Annotated in this window: 14 protein-coding genes; 4 read left to right on the forward strand and 10 right to left on the reverse strand. The window is 72.6% G+C overall.

Annotation, left to right across the window (positions count from 1 at the left end; translation table 11 throughout):
* The first annotated feature begins 27 nt into the window (after window positions 1–27).
* Window positions 28–1,638, forward strand: a complete 1,611-nt coding sequence (locus ACQPXG_RS23535) for a PLP-dependent aminotransferase family protein (RefSeq protein ID WP_433469871.1) — start codon at window positions 28–30, stop codon at window positions 1,636–1,638.
* Here the strand turns inward: ACQPXG_RS23535 and cydC are convergent.
* The 7 genes from cydC to ACQPXG_RS23570 all read right to left on the reverse strand — a co-directional run bounded on the left by cydC (window position 1,599) and on the right by ACQPXG_RS23570 (window position 9,570).
* Window positions 1,599–3,314, reverse strand: a complete 1,716-nt coding sequence (gene cydC, locus ACQPXG_RS23540) for a thiol reductant ABC exporter subunit CydC (RefSeq protein ID WP_433469872.1) — start codon at window positions 3,312–3,314, stop codon at window positions 1,599–1,601. The genes ACQPXG_RS23535 and cydC overlap by 40 nt on opposite strands.
* Window positions 3,311–4,933 (reverse strand): thiol reductant ABC exporter subunit CydD, encoded by a 1,623-nt coding sequence (cydD, locus tag ACQPXG_RS23545; RefSeq protein ID WP_433469873.1) that lies wholly within the window; start codon window positions 4,931–4,933, stop codon window positions 3,311–3,313. The genes cydC and cydD overlap by 4 nt, the downstream gene beginning before the upstream one ends.
* A gap of 10 nt (window positions 4,934–4,943) precedes the next feature.
* Window positions 4,944–5,687: a cytochrome d ubiquinol oxidase subunit II gene (locus ACQPXG_RS23550; protein ID WP_433469874.1), complete on the reverse strand. Its 744-nt coding sequence runs from the start codon at window positions 5,685–5,687 to the stop codon at window positions 4,944–4,946.
* Window positions 5,688–5,700: 13 nt separating this feature from the next.
* Window positions 5,701–6,951, reverse strand: coding sequence for a cytochrome ubiquinol oxidase subunit I (locus ACQPXG_RS23555; protein WP_433469875.1), 1,251 nt, complete (start codon window positions 6,949–6,951; stop codon window positions 5,701–5,703).
* A gap of 122 nt (window positions 6,952–7,073) precedes the next feature.
* A complete protein-coding gene (locus ACQPXG_RS23560) occupies window positions 7,074–8,210 on the reverse strand; it encodes an MFS transporter (protein ID WP_433470036.1) in 1,137 nt (378 codons plus the stop codon).
* Between the two features lie 110 nt (window positions 8,211–8,320).
* Complete coding sequence (locus ACQPXG_RS23565) at window positions 8,321–8,905, reverse strand: TIGR03086 family metal-binding protein (RefSeq protein WP_433469876.1); 585 nt, start codon at window positions 8,903–8,905, stop codon at window positions 8,321–8,323.
* 140 nt (window positions 8,906–9,045) lie between these two features.
* Complete coding sequence (locus ACQPXG_RS23570) at window positions 9,046–9,570, reverse strand: GNAT family N-acetyltransferase (protein WP_433469877.1); 525 nt, start codon at window positions 9,568–9,570, stop codon at window positions 9,046–9,048.
* Window positions 9,571–9,665: 95 nt separating this feature from the next.
* Between ACQPXG_RS23570 and ACQPXG_RS23575 the strand changes: the two genes are divergently transcribed.
* A complete protein-coding gene (locus tag ACQPXG_RS23575) occupies window positions 9,666–10,226 on the forward strand; it encodes a hypothetical protein (RefSeq protein ID WP_433469878.1) in 561 nt (186 codons plus the stop codon).
* A gap of 14 nt (window positions 10,227–10,240) precedes the next feature.
* Window positions 10,241–10,768, forward strand: a complete 528-nt coding sequence (locus ACQPXG_RS23580; protein ID WP_433461272.1) for a hypothetical protein — start codon at window positions 10,241–10,243, stop codon at window positions 10,766–10,768.
* 131 nt (window positions 10,769–10,899) lie between these two features.
* On the opposite strand, the gene ACQPXG_RS23585 is transcribed toward ACQPXG_RS23580, so the two are convergent.
* Together ACQPXG_RS23585 and ACQPXG_RS23590 are read right to left on the reverse strand one after the other, a co-directional pair.
* Complete coding sequence (locus ACQPXG_RS23585) at window positions 10,900–11,628, reverse strand: DUF72 domain-containing protein (RefSeq protein ID WP_433461273.1); 729 nt, start codon at window positions 11,626–11,628, stop codon at window positions 10,900–10,902.
* A 33-nt stretch (window positions 11,629–11,661) separates the two neighbouring features.
* Window positions 11,662–12,120, reverse strand: coding sequence for a hypothetical protein (locus tag ACQPXG_RS23590; RefSeq protein ID WP_433461274.1), 459 nt, complete (start codon window positions 12,118–12,120; stop codon window positions 11,662–11,664).
* 81 nt (window positions 12,121–12,201) lie between these two features.
* On the opposite strand from ACQPXG_RS23590, the gene ACQPXG_RS23595 reads away from it, so the two are divergent.
* Window positions 12,202–13,242 carry a tyrosine-type recombinase/integrase gene (locus ACQPXG_RS23595; protein ID WP_433461275.1) on the forward strand — a complete coding sequence of 347 codons (1,041 nt, stop codon included), beginning with the start codon at window positions 12,202–12,204 and terminating at the stop codon, window positions 13,240–13,242.
* Between the two features lie 81 nt (window positions 13,243–13,323).
* Here ACQPXG_RS23595 and ACQPXG_RS23600 read toward each other — a convergent pair whose 3' ends face one another.
* Window positions 13,324–13,962, reverse strand: a complete 639-nt coding sequence (locus ACQPXG_RS23600; RefSeq protein ID WP_433461276.1) for an HAD family hydrolase — start codon at window positions 13,960–13,962, stop codon at window positions 13,324–13,326.
* Window positions 13,963–14,086 lie beyond the last annotated feature (124 nt).

Genomic DNA, 14,086 nt, shown 5'->3' on the forward strand with positions numbered 1-14,086 from the left:
GGTTCACCGTGGCCCCACAATGGCCTGATGCACAGGTCCAATGACGACGACCCTGGCCGGTCCATAACCGGGGGCTCGGACTTCCTCCAGCTCGACCCCGCCGACGCGCCGCCGGGTGGGCTGGCCGACTGGCTCGCCGGACGGCTCCGCGACGCGATCGCCGACGGACGCCTGCCCGTCGGCGGACGCCTGCCCGCCACCCGCGTCCTGGCCGCCGACCTGCGCGTCTCCCGCGGCGTCGTCACCGAGGCCTACCAGCGCCTCACCGACGAGGGCCACATCGCCGGACGCGGCCGCGCCGGCACCGTCGTCCTGGCCGCCCCGCTCACCACCGGCCCGCTCACCACCGGCCCGCTCACCACCAGCCCACCGCAACCACCACCCGCCGACCCGCCCGTCACCGCGCACCGCACCGGCCCCGGCGATCCGCACGGCGGCCCGTACCCGGCACAGCCCGGACCGGACGTGTTCGACGTCCTGCGCACCGCACCCGCCCGCATCGACCTGTCGCCCGGCGCCCCCGACCTGGCCGCGTTCCCCCGCGCGGCCTGGCAGCGCGCCGAACGCACCGTCCTGCGCGACCTGCCCGCGGCCGGTCTCGGATACGGCGACCCCCGCGGCGCCCCCGCGCTGCGCACCGCCCTGGCCGCCTGGCTCGCCCGCAACCGCGGCATCCGCGCCGACCCCGCCGCGATCGTCGTCGTCGCCGGCACCGCCCAGGCCCTCGGCCTCGTCGCCCGCGTCCTCGCCCACGACGGCATCGGCGCCGTCGCCGTCGAGGACCCCGGCTCCCTCGGCGTCCGCCAGCACCTGCGGCACTGGGGGATGGACACCCCGCCCGTCCCCGTCGATCGCGACGGCGTCCGCGTCGACAGGCTCCGCGACAGCGGCGCCCGCGCCGTGCTGCTCACCCCGGCGCACCAGTTCCCGACCGGCGCCGTCCTCGGCGGGCGCCGCCGCCGCGACCTGATGCGCTGGGCCGCCGAGGGCGGCCTGGTCATCGAGGACGACTACGACGCCGAACACCGCTACGACCGGCCACCCGTCCCGGCGCTGCGGGCCATGCTCGCCGACCGCGTCCTGTACGCCGGCAGCATCTCCAAACTCCTGGCCCCCGCACTGCGGATCGGCTGGATCGTGCCGCCGCCCGCGCACCTGGACGCCGTCGTCGCCGAGAAACGCTTCGCCGACCTCGGCAACGCGGCACTCCCGCAGCTCGTCCTCGCCGAGCTGATGGCATCGGGGGAGATGGAGCGGCACCTGCGGCTGCTGCGGCGCCGCCACCGGCGCCGCCGCGACACGATGATCGAGGCGATCGACGCGCACCTGCCGCGCGCGGCGGTGCACGGCGCCGCCGCCGGCCTGCACCTCACCGTCACCTTCCCGGACGAACCCCACGCCCGCATCCACGACGCGGGGCTGCGGGACGCCGACCTGGCCGCGGCCGCGCTGGAGCAGGGGGTGAAGACGCATCCGCTGTCCTGGCACACCCAGCGGCCCCAGCGCCCCGGCCTCGTCCTCGGATACGCGGCCGCCCCGGCGTCCGCCATCACCGAGGGAATCGCCGTCCTCGGCCGCGTCCTGCGCGACCTGACGGGTCAGGCGGCCAGCAGCTCGGCGTCCCGCAGATCGCGGTAGGCGCCCGGCACCGCCAGCAGGTCCTCGTGCCGGCCCCGCTGCACCACCCGCCCCCGGTCCAGCACCACGACCTCGTCGGCCGCCGCGAGCGCCGCCAGCCGATGCGTCACCAGCAGCAGCGTCCCACCGCCCGGCGCCTCCAGCAGATCCCGGGTCAGCTCGTCGGCCATCACCGGATCCAGTGCCTCGGCCGGCTCGTCCAGCACCAGCACCGGCGGGTCGGCCAGCAGCGCCCGCGCCAGCAGCAGCCGCTGCCGCTGCCCGCCCGACAAGCCCCGCCCGCCCGCGCCCACCACCGTGTCCCACCCGTCCGGCAGCGCCTCCACCACCTCGGCGAACCGCGCCCGCTCCGCCGCCACGCGCAACTGCCCCACGCTCGCGTCCGGCCGCGCCAGCAGCAGGTTCGCCCGGACCGTCCCGGCGAACACGTGCGCGTCCTGCGTCAGCCCCCGCACCGCCGCCCGCACGTCACCCGGCGCGCACCGGCCCAGCGGACGACCGCCCAGCGCCACCGCACCCACCTCCGCCGCCACGTCCCCCGATAGCACCGCCAGTAACGTGCTCTTCCCCGCGCCGCTCGCCCCGACGACCGCGACGCGGCGGCCCCGCTCCACCCGCAGATCCACCCCGTCCAGGGCCACACCGTCCCCGTAGGCGACCCGCACCCCCAGCAGCTCCACCTCCAGCGGCCCCCGGGGCAGCCCCACCGGACGCGACGGGCACGCCGCCGGGGGAGCGGCCAGCACCGCCTCGACCCGCCGCACCGCCGGCAGCACCTCCCGCAGACGCTGCGCCGCGCCCGCCAACGGAAGAACCGACTCCACCGCGACCAGCGACGTCAACGCCACAACCGCCGCCCCCACCTCGTCCACACCCGCGCGCAGGCCCGTCCACGTGACCGCCGCGACCGTGGCGCCCTGCACCACGAAACCGGCCGCCGCCACCAGCGCCGACACCAGCGCCGCCGAACGCTCCGCACGCTCCAGATCCGCCGCCGCCTCCCCGGCACGCGCCGCGAACCGCCCCGACGCACCGAACACCGCCAGGTCCGCCGCACCCTCCAGCACGTCCAGCGCCCGCACCGCCAGCGCCTCGCGCCCGGCCGCCATCCGCGCCGCCGCACGCCCACCGGCCACCGCCGCCGCCATCGGCACCAGCACCCCCGCGACCAGCAGGCCCGCGCCGAGCACCATCGCCGCCGGCGCCCGCACCAGCGCGCACACCGCCACCCCCGCCGCCCCGCACACCAGCGACGCCACCGCCGGCAGCACGCACCGCAGCAGCAGATCCTGGACCGCGTCCACGTCCGACACCATCCGGGTCAGTGCGTCACCGTCCCGCACCCGCCGCCCCTCCCCAGGACGCCCCGGCGCAGGACGGGCCGCCGCCAGCGCGTCGAACACCCGGCCCCGCAACTCCGCCAGCGCCCGCAACGCCGCGTCATGCCCCGCCAGCCGCTCCACATACCGCAGCGACCCCTTCGCCAGCGCGAACCCCCGCACCGCCACGATCGCCAGCGACAGCGCTGCCAGCTCCGGCCGCTGCGACGCCCGCGCGATCAGCCACGCCGCCGCCGCGACCAGCCCCAGCCCGCACAGCTCCGCCGCCGCCCCCGCCAGCCCCGCACCCGCCAGCCGCACCGCATGCGGACGCACCGCACCCCACACGCCCCTCACGCCGCCTCCACCCGCATATCCTCGGCGATCCGGCCGCCCTCCAGCCGCACCACCCGGACCGCCGCCCGCAGCAACGCCGGACGATGCGCCACCAGCACCGCCGTCCGCCCCGCCAGCAGCCGCACCGCCGCCTCCACCAGCACTCGCTCACTGCGCAGGTCCAGCCGCGCCGTCGGCTCGTCCAGCAGCATCACCGGACCGCCCGCCAGATACGCCCGCGCGACCGCCAGCCGCTGCCGCTGCCCCGCCGACAACCCCGCACCGCCCTCACCGAGCACCGTGGCGTACCCGTCGGGAAGATCCTCGACGAACTCCGCCGCGCCCGCGGCCCGCGCCGCCTCCACCACCCGCTCCATTCCGGCGCCCGGATCTCCCAGCCGGATGTTGTCGGCCACCGGCGCCGCGAACAGGTGCGGCCGCTGCGGCACCCACCCCAGCCGCGCCCGCCACGCCGCCGCGTCCAGCCCCGCCAGATCGACACCGTCGACCAGGACCCGCCCCGAATCCGGGACCACCAAACCCGCCAGCACCAGCAGCAGCGTCGACTTGCCCGCACCCGACGGCCCCGTCACCGCCACCCGCTCACCCGGCCCGATCCGCAACGACACCCTGTCCAGCGCAGCCTCCGCCGCACCCGGATACCGGACGGTCACCTCCTCCAGCACGATCTCCGGCGCCCCACCGGAAGGCTCCAAGCCACCCTTCGCCGGGCCCCCGACCGCACCGGGCGCGTCCAGCACCGCGAAGGCCTCCTCCGCCGCCGCGACACCCTCCGCGCTCGCATGGAACCGCTGACCCAGCGCCCGCAACGGCAGATACACCTCCGGCGTCAAGACCAGCACCAGCAGACCCGCCGACAACGCCAGGTCCCCGTCCAGCAGCCGCAACCCCACCGGCACCGCCACCAGCGCCACCGACAACGCGCACACCAGCTCCAGCACCAGCGACGACAGGAACGCCACCCGCAGCGCCCGCACGCTCGCCCGCCGATGCTCACCCGCCAGCTCCCGCACCACCACCGACTGATGCCCGGTCCGGCCGAACGCCCGCAACGTCCCCAGCCCCGCCACCACGTCCCGGAAATGACCGCCCAGCCGGTGCAGCAGCCCCCACTGCCGGCCCGTCAACGCCGCCGTCCGCATCCCCACCAGCGCACCGAACACCGGCACCAACGGCACCGTCACCGCCACCACCAGCGCCGACGCCCAATCCGCCGCCGCCAGCCGCACCAGCACCACCACCGGCACCGCACACGCCGCCAGCAGCTGCGGCACATACCCGGCGAAGAACGGATCGACCGCGTCCAGGCCCCGCGTCAGCAACGTCACCCGCGCCCCCGCATCACCCGCCGCCCCGCCCAGCAGCCCCGCACGCAAACCACGCTTCACCCGCGCCGCCGCCCGGCCCGCCACCAGCGTCACCGTCCACGCCAGCACCGCCCGCCCGGCCACCGCCGCCACGAGCCACGGCAGCGGCCCCGCATCCAGACCCGCCACCGCCCGCACCAGCAGCTCCGCCTGCACCACCAGCAGGACACCCTGCGCCGCCGCCAGCACCCCCAGCAGCACAGTCACCCGGCGGGGGAAAAGCCGCAGCAGACGCCGCTCGACACCCTTCACCACGACCCCGCTACAGATACGAGGGCGACTCCACACGCCCCCGGAACGTCCACCACACCAAAGCCTGCGACGCCAACAGCAGCGGCAGCACCACCACCGTCCCCACCGCGGTCATCGTCAGCCCGGCACCGTCGGCCACCACCTCCGACCAGCGCACCTGGGAGCCGGCCACCACCGGCACGCCCGCCATCACCAGCGCCGACAACCCGTACCGCGACGGAATCCGGCCCGCACGCTCCGCCAACCCCGCCGGCAACCGCCACCGCGCGAAACCCGCACCATGCCACGCGAACAGCACCGCCAGCGGCAACCCCACCACACTCCCGGCGTTCAACCCGCCACCGGCCACCACCGACCCCAGCACCGACCCCCACGCCAGCGCCAGCGCCCAGCTCCCCGCCACGACCGCCGCATCGCACCCGCCACGCCACGCCACCGCATCCACCCGGCCCCGCAGCCACAACCCCATGTCCCGCACGACCCAGCCGATCAGCAACACCACGACCAGCGGGTACAGCCCCTCCAGCAGCTCATGCTCCAGCCCCGGAAACCCGCCCCCGACCAGACCCGCCGCAGCCACCAGCCACACCTCGTTGCCCAGGAAGAACGGCGCGAACGACGCGATCACCAGCCGCCGCTCCCGCTCACCCCGCCCCAGCCACGGCAGCAGCATCCCCACCCCGACATCGGCACCGGCCAGCACCAGATACCCGCCGGAGAACACCGCCAGCAACACCACCGCAAGAGAATCCATCACCAGGCTCCTGTCAGAACGTCGGGCTCATCACCGGCGCGGCCGGCTCCACCGGCGGAGCCGAACCCAGCCCCGCCCCGTCCGGACCCCGCCGCGCGAACCGCGCCAGCAGCCACGCGTTCACCACGAACAACCCCGCGAACAGCACCGCGAACGCCACGAACGACACCGTGATCGTCCCCGACCCGACCCCCGGCGACAGCGCGTCCCGCGTCTTCAGCACCCCGTACACCATCCACGGCTGCCGCCCCACCTCACGGAACACCCACCCCGACACCATCGCCACATACGGCAACGGCACCGCCGCGATCATCAGCACATGGAAGACCCGGCCCCGCACCAGCCACCGCCCGAACGGGAACTTCACCAGCGCGACCCCCGCCACGATCATCATCAGCAGCCACATCGACACCATCAGTCCCTCACCTGCCCGGGCCAGCCCCGGCGACATGTAGTCACCCGGCCCGAACCGCGCCGTGAAGTCCGCCGCCACCGCCGCCGCGTCGTGCCCGCCCGTCTTCGTCGCCTGCGTGTACTGGAACTGCATCCCGCCGAACACCACCACCGGCATCACCGACACGATCACCGTCAGCAACCCGATCCGCATCGACCGCCGGAAGAACTCCACCTCCGCCGTCCGCCGCAGCAGATGGAAACCGCTCACCCCGGCCATGAAGAACCCTGCCGTCAGCAGCCCCCCGAAAAGAACGTGGAAGAACGCCAGCAACGCCGTCGGATTCGTCAGCAACGCCCCCACATCGGCCAGGCGCGCCTCGCCGTCCACCATCGCGAAGCCCACCGGACGCTGCAGCCACCCATTCGCCACCAGCACGAAATACGCAGACAGATACGCCGTCAGCGTCACCACCCAGATCAGCGCCAGATGCACCCACCGGTTCAGCCGATCCCACCCGAAGATCCACAACCCCAGGAACGTCGACTCCACGAAGAACGCGACGATCGTCTCCAACGCCAGCGGCGCCCCGAACACGTTCCCCGTCACCCGCGAAAGGCCCGACCAGTTCAACCCGAACTGGAACTCCATCACCAGCCCGGTGACGATCCCCACCGCATAGTTGATGACATACAACTGCCCCCAGAACCGCACCATCCGCGCATGCACCGCACTGCCCGACACCACCGCACGCGTCTGCGTCAACGCCACCAGCGTCGCCAGCCCCAGCGTCAGCGCCACGAACAGGAAATGCGTTCCGGCCGTCAACGCGAACTGCACCCGCGCCAGCACCAGCGGGTCCGCACCCATCAGCACACGCTCCAAGAATCGATCCGCAACGACCCCACGATCCTCGGGGCGCCCACCCCACCGGCGAATCGGGCGCGAGCGTGCAAACACGCTGCGCCTTTCGCGTAACGCCCACCACCCGCCTACATCTCCCGATGTACGCGGCCCCGACGAGCACACACCGCCAGCACTAGAGCCACCGCCACGTACGGCACCGACGCCGCACCCATCAGCACCCCGGCACCCGCCCACCGCGACCCCAGCGCATACCCCGCGTACACCAGCACCGCCACCGTCTCCGACCCGAAACCCGCCACCGACGTCACCGTCGCCCGCGCCCCGTCACCGATCCGGTCCTGCAACCGCGCGTCCGCCGCCGCCATCGCCCACCGGAACACCCCGAACGCCGCCGCCACCAGCACCAGCCCACCCGGCCGCCCGCTCAGCGAACCCGCGGCCAGGCACACCGCACCCACCGCCAGCACCGGCGCCAGCCACCGCACGCCCCGCCCCGCCAGCCAGCCGCCCACCGCATCACCGGCCGTCACCACCATCACCAGCAACGGCACCGACGCCGCCGCCGCACCCGTGGACTCCACCAGCAGCGGGACGTACTCGTCCAGGGCCGTCACACCCTCCAGCACCATCACCAGGACCAGCGCCCACCGCACCGCCGGCTCCCGCCGAACCTGCGCCCACCCCTGACGCACCACCGCCTTCAACGACGGCTCATCCTCACCCTCGCCAGGGCCCTTGGACTCCGGCAGAAACCACCCCGCAACAGCGCACGCCACACACGCCGCCACACTCGCCGCACCCAGCGCCCGGTAACCACCGGCCGCCAGCACCGGCGACGCCACCGCCGACGCAACAACTACAGCGAGTAGCGAGACGGCCTCAGAACGTCCGATCAGCCGCGCATACGCGCCCGTCGCCCCGACACGCTCCAAGCCCTCGTACACCAGCGCCTGCATCGTCCCCGAACGCAGCGCCGACCCCGCACCCCACAGCACGAAACCCGCGGCGAACGCCGGATACGACGGAGAGAACGCCCACAACCCGAAACCGGCACCGGCCAGTAGGGGAGAGGCCACCAGAAGCAGCCGGCGCGAGAACAGGTCCGCCCACAGACCGGACGGCAGCTCCAGGGTGAACGACGTGAGCGACCAGATCACGAACAGCGACGAGATCGCAGCAGGCGACAACCCGGTATCGGCGAACAACAGCGCGTACACCGGGTACAGAAGAACGAAATCCTCGAGGAACGCGTAGGCGTACAGCCTCCGCGCGAGCCCCGCCTCAGGTGAAGATCAATGTCGTCGACGTCGCATAAGCCGCACTGTAACGGCTCGGCCCGCCCGCTCGCACCTGCAAAACCAGGGGAGCGGCCCTATACGTGAGCGTCGCCGGCGGGGGAGCGGCCGAACAGGGCCAGAAGTCGCGCCTGGTCATCGGCGTCACCGGAGACGGCGACCTCTGGGCCCACCATGCCCGCCTCACGGCCACGCGGCGCCATCCGCCTGGCCGTCTCCAGAGCGGGACCCACCAGGTCCGCGTCCAAGACCCCCGACTGCCCGGTGGCCTGCGCCAGATCCCACGTGTGCACGAGCAACTCCAGCGGATACTGCTCCAGCCACTCACGCAGAGTGATCCTCAGTCCGAGGGCCAGCTCGACCTGCCGGTCCAGCGCCTCCTGCGTCAGCTCGGCCGTCATGCGCGTGCGCACCTCCCGCCATGACGCCACCGGATCCTCGCCGGCCACCTCGCGCCAGTCCGGATCGTCCTGAGGGAGCGGCCGCCCAGCGGCGCGCATCTCGACCACCAGCAGCCCGGCGGTAACGTGCCCGGCCACGTCAATGGCCGCCCAGCCCTCGCAAGGCGACGGCGACAGCCACCTGTCCGCGGGCGCCGCCGCGAGCACCGCCTCGAAACCGTCCAGCGCGCGCACGAACTGCTCAGGGATCACGACGCTCACCACCCACCGGAATACGCGGATCCCGCCAATGTAACCGCCGGCGGAGCGACTCCATCCGGCCTACTTAACATAATGCTCATTATCGACCAACCGTCAGACCAGCTGAAAGCGGAGCGAATCGGCACGTTCGCGGCGGCGCGTCACGCGCCGGCATCCGCAGCGGCATCGGCGGCGAGGTCGATCCAGAACCGGTCCTCGCCGCGGGCGCGGCCGTCATGGACACCGCCGTTGGCCAAGATCACCCGGCGGGACGGCTCGTTGTCCGCGGCGCACGTCAGCAGAACACGCTCCAGGCCGAGCCGGCGGCACTCGGCCAGGCCCTCCGCGAGCATCCGGGTGGCATGACCCCGCCGCCACGGCAGGACGACGTGATAACCGACGTGCCCCCCGGCCTCGGCGAGTTCCGCCGTCAACCGGTGCCGCACGATGAGCGTGCCGATGTACTGCTCGCCCGAGACGTACCAGAGCGTCGTGCACGGAACGCCCCAGCGCCACTGGACCCCGCGGCGCCGCCCGACGAACGCCTCGAAGTCGTCGTGGGCCCCGTCCAGCCAGTCCATCGGGTCGCCGGACGCCAGATGATCGGCCGTCTCCCCGGCCAGGAACGACTCGCGGACCGCCGTCGTCGGCGGGACCAGGCGCGGTGGCGGGACGAGATCGTGCACGCGTACCAGTGTGGCGCACGCACGAGCCGATGAAACCGAACCCGTGGCGCGCGAGTCTGACCCCCGTCCCCTGATCCACGCGACGAAAGGTGATCGTGAGCGAGCACCTCGACCAGGTCTTCGGCCATCTCGTCAAGCGCAGCTGGCAGCGGTTCTCCGAAGAGCTCCAAACTCGCGAGATCGACGATCTGCTCGTCGGCGCCGTCATCACCGCGGCGGTCGCCCAGGGCAACGCCCTGATCGACCTGAACTCCGACGGCAACCACCACTACCTGCGCTTCCAGCACCGGGAACGCAAGCACCGCCTGATGTTCCAGCTGACGCATCGCGCCGGGACCGTCACCGCGGCCAAGACCCTCGGCCAGCACGCGGCCGTCACGATGGCCTACGGCGAGTACGTCCAGGACGCGCGCACGGTGTGGCAGGCGCTGAAGTCCGAGGTGAAGAGCGGTTTCCTGGACGTCGGTGAGCCAGGCGTGTTCACCGTGGACGCCGACCTCGCCAGCGGCTACGTATACGTCCAGGTCCCCCTGCTGCTGGACCTGGACCAGTACTTCGCCGACCACTACACCGTGAAGTACCCCGTCCTGCAGGAGCACGTCGCCGCCGTCACCCAGGCCTGCGCGAAGTACCTGCACGGCCGCATCGCCGCCTGACCCGGAGGACCGCCATGCTTTCGATGATCAACAAGTTCAAGAACAACGCCGAGGCGCGGGAGAGCAAGGACGAGGCCCTCATCGGCGAGATGGTGTTCACGATGGCGCACCTGGGGTGTCCCGTCATCGGGATCAAGTCCGGCGGGGATCTGCAGTACGTGCGGTTCAAGCCGGTGGGCGACCAGGTCCTCTACAGCTTCACGATCGTGCTGGACCGCAAGACCGGGGACGGCGTGCTGCAGCAGGCGGTGCTCGGCAGCAAGGCGACGCTCACGTTCGTGGCCGAGGTCAAGAACCACATCGCCGATCCCGACGACCTGGTGGCCATGTTCCGCACCGACATGGCGAACATGCTGCGCAGCCCGTGGTTCGGCGACATCAAGCTCGATCACCAGCTGAACTCGATCACCGCGACGAAGAAGCGTCTCATCGACATCGATGACTACGCCGACGCCGACGGCGCCGACCGTGACCGGCTCCGGGAGATGCTGCAGGAGTCCATGCGGGAGCTGCGCGAAAAGCTGGTCCCCTACAAGAAATGACGAGGTCGGTGCGGCCGGGAACGGCCGCACTTTCCCTCCCGCTCCCCTTCGCGGGTCCGGGCCCCTTCCGATCGCATACCGGACAGAATCCAGCTTCTGTCCGGTATGAGCATTTTATGCCGATCTGTTGATCAGTGTCGTGATTGTGGGACGGGTCGGCCGGCGAGGGCGGCGAAGCGCATGGCGTTGCGGACGGCGGCGCCGCCCGGGTCGTTGTTGAAGTAGACGTAGGCGTCGTCGGCCGCGCCGAGTTCGTCGACCCAGGTCTGGAGGGTCGCGTCGTCGTAGTCCGGCCAGGGCTCGGCGGGGCCTTCGTGGAACCGCAGGTACAGCCAGCCGGTGGTGCGCCAGAGCGGCGTCTGGGCGCGGCCGAGGCGGTCGGTCCAGCACAGGGCGGCGTCATGGTGTTCCAGGATGCGGCGGGTCTCGTCCGTCCACCATGAGGGGTGACGGGGTTCGACGGCGACGCGGACACCGCCGGGGAACCGGCGAAGGCAGGCGGCGAGCCGGTCCGGGGCTGCCTGCAGCGTCGGCGGGAGCTGGAGCAGGACGGGGCCGAGTTTGGCGCCGAGCCCGGCTGCGGCGTTCATGAGGCGCGCGACCGGTTCCGCGGGGTCGTTGAGGCGTTTCATGTGGGTGAGGTAGCGGCTGGCCTTGACCGCCATGACGAAGCCTGGCGGGGTGTTGTCGCGCCATTGCTCGAACGTTTCGCGGGCGGGCAGGCGGTAGAAGGCGTTGTTGTTCTCCACGGTGGCGAACACGTCGCCGTAGTGCCGCAGCCAGCGCCGTTGCGGGAGGCCGACCGGATACAGGACGTCGCGCCAGTCGGCGTACTGCCATCCCGATGTTCCGATGAGCACGGCCTCTCCCCCATGTGTGGTCCGTGCTCGTGGTCATACCCGCCTGCGGTGCGGTTCGAGGGCCCGGATGTAGTCGACGAGCCGGACGCCGATCTCGAACGGGATGTCGGGGCCGGACAGGTCGGCGTCGGGCCAGGTCTCGGAGATGCGGCGCCAGGTGTCGCGGCCGAGGAAGGGGCCGGTCTCGGGTTCGTCGCCGAGTTCGGCGCGCCAGGCGGGTTCGGTGGTCAGGAGGCGGGTGAGGGCGGCTTCGTTGTCGGGTTCGGCGCGGTGTTCGGCGTGGAAGCCGATCTCGATGGCGTGGGCGCGGGCGCCGGGTGCGATGGCGGCGGGGATGATCTGGGCCTCGTAGTGCTCGCGCTGGGGTGCGGGGTCGCCGAACCATGCTTTGACGCCGTTGTGGCGCAGCTGGACGTGGGGGTGCCCGAGGTCCGGCGGGGTCGATCCTCGGATGATCTCGCCCACCTGGTCGAACAGTTCCCGGTCCGTCACTGTGCCGATCTTACGGAGGTTCTGTCGGTGGCGGGAGGTAGCGTCCGGCGGGTGCGTCCTGCCGATGTTCAGCGTCTGTCCGTGGCCGAGTGCGTGGATCGTTATGCGGAGATGGTGCGTGCGAAGTCGTCGACGGGTGCGCTGGCACCGGCGTCGGCGGAGGTGTACGCGCGGGACGTGGTGACGTTCGCGGCGCTGGCCGGTGAGGACCGGGTTCTGGACGATCTGACCGGCGAGGACGTCGATGAGGTGTTGCTCAGGTTCGCACGTAAGCCGGACGAGCGGCGGCGTGCGGGGGTGGTGGGGTCGGGGGGTGTCCCGTCGCAGAGTGCGGCGTCGCAGGCGCGGTTCCGGCGTTCGGTGTCGGCGTTCTTCCGGTATGCGGTGGTGGCGGGGTGGGTGCAGCTGAATCCGATGCAGGCGGTGACGGTGCGGCCGAAGCATCGGGGTGGGCTGCGGGCGGAGCGGCGTGCGTTGACGGTGGAGCAGGCTGAGGGGCTGCTGGGGGCGGCGCGGGATCTGGCGGAGGAGCCGGCGGCGCCGCGTTCCGCGAAGGGTGCGAAGGGGCGGCGTCCGGATCAGCGGACGGAGTTGCGGGACGGGCTGATCGTGTTGCTGCTGGCGGCGGTGGGTCCGCGGGTGTCGGAGCTGACGGCGGCGAACGCGGAGGACTTCTTCGTCAACGGGGGGACGCGGTACTGGCGGATCTTCGGTAAGGGCGGGCGGACGCGGGACGTGCCGCTCCCCCGTCCGGTGGTGGAGGTGCTGGACGCGTATCTGGTGGAGGGGCGGCCCCGGCTGGATCGGGGGCGGGAGCCGAAGGCGCTGCTGTTGTCGTGGCGGGGCCGGCGGCTGGCGCGGGGTGATGTGCAGGGGGTGATCGACCGGGTGCTGGAGCGGGTGGAGCCGGGGCGGCGGCGGAGTGTGACGCCGCATGGGCTGCGGCATACGACGGCGACGCATCTGCTGGCGGCGGCGACGGACATGGACGCGGTGCGGCGGGTGCTGGGGCATGCGGATCTGTCGACGCTGGGGCGGTATCGGGATGAGCTTCCGGGCGAGCTGGAGGCGGCGATGCGGGTGCATCCGCTGCTGGGTCCGGTGGAGCGCCGGGACGGCTGAGCGGCGCTGCCGTCGGTCCTGTCCCCCGCGGCCCTGTCCCCCGCGGCCCTGTCCCCCGCGGTCCTGTCCCCCGCGGTCCTGTCAGGTGGGCTGGAGGGTGCGGGCGAGGGTGTAGGCGGCGGTGAGGTCGGTGCCGCGGTAGTCGAGTGCGGCGATGCCGGTCAGGTGGTGGTCGGCGTTGACGGCGACGGTGTTGGTCAGGTGGCGGAACAGGGGCGCGTCGGACATGGAGTCGCCGTAGGCGGTGCATTGGGCGGTGGTGAGTCCGTGGTGGGCGAGGAGGTCGTCGGTGATGCGGACCTTGTCGGCGGGGGTGAGGATGCCGGCGGGGTCGAGGGTGCCGGTGAAGGGCATCGGGGGGAAGCGTGAGGCGATGACGTCGTCGAAGCCGAGGTCGAGGAGGTGGCGGGCGAAGAAGTCGGGCGACATGGTGATGACGGCGGAGTGTTCGCCGCGGGCGCGGATGTCGGCGCAGACGTCGGCGATGCCGGTGAGCCAGGTGGCGGCCTTGTAGGCGGTGGCGACGGTGCCGGGGGTGAGGGTGCGCCAGAGCCGGTGGATCTCGGTGGAGAAGCCGCGGGTGTCGAGGGTGCCGGCGGCGAAGCGTGCTTCGAGGTCGTGGAGTTCGGTGAGGGTGCCGAGGTGGCGGGCGATTTCGAGGTTGGCGGTGGTGCCGGTCAGCAGCGTGCCGTCCATGTCGAAGATGTGCAGGTATCCCACAGTGTGTGGAGTGTTGCGGATGAGCGAAGGGTGATGCCAGCGGTTTTTCCAGGTCGGGGTGGTCGGTGGCGTGCGGGTGCGTGGGTCTGGGGGCGCGTGGGCCGGGGGCGGAGTCGTCCTTTGG

This window comes from Spirillospora sp. CA-128828 (assembly GCF_050945415.1).
In the GTDB taxonomy this organism is placed as follows: Bacteria; Actinomycetota; Actinomycetes; order Streptosporangiales; family Streptosporangiaceae; genus Spirillospora.

Bases quoted from the DNA above. Each gene is read 5' to 3' on its own strand.
- ACQPXG_RS23535 (WP_433469871.1), top strand. From the start codon at position 28: ATGCACAGGTCCAATGACGACGACCCTGGCCGGTCCATAACCGGGGGC.
- ACQPXG_RS23550 (WP_433469874.1), bottom strand. From the start codon at position 5,687: ATGGATTCTCTTGCGGTGGTGTTGCTGGCGGTGTTCTCCGGCGGGTAT.
- ACQPXG_RS23555 (WP_433469875.1), bottom strand. From the start codon at position 6,951: ATGGGTGCGGACCCGCTGGTGCTGGCGCGGGTGCAGTTCGCGTTGACG.
- ACQPXG_RS23580 (WP_433461272.1), top strand. From the start codon at position 10,241: ATGCTTTCGATGATCAACAAGTTCAAGAACAACGCCGAGGCGCGGGAG.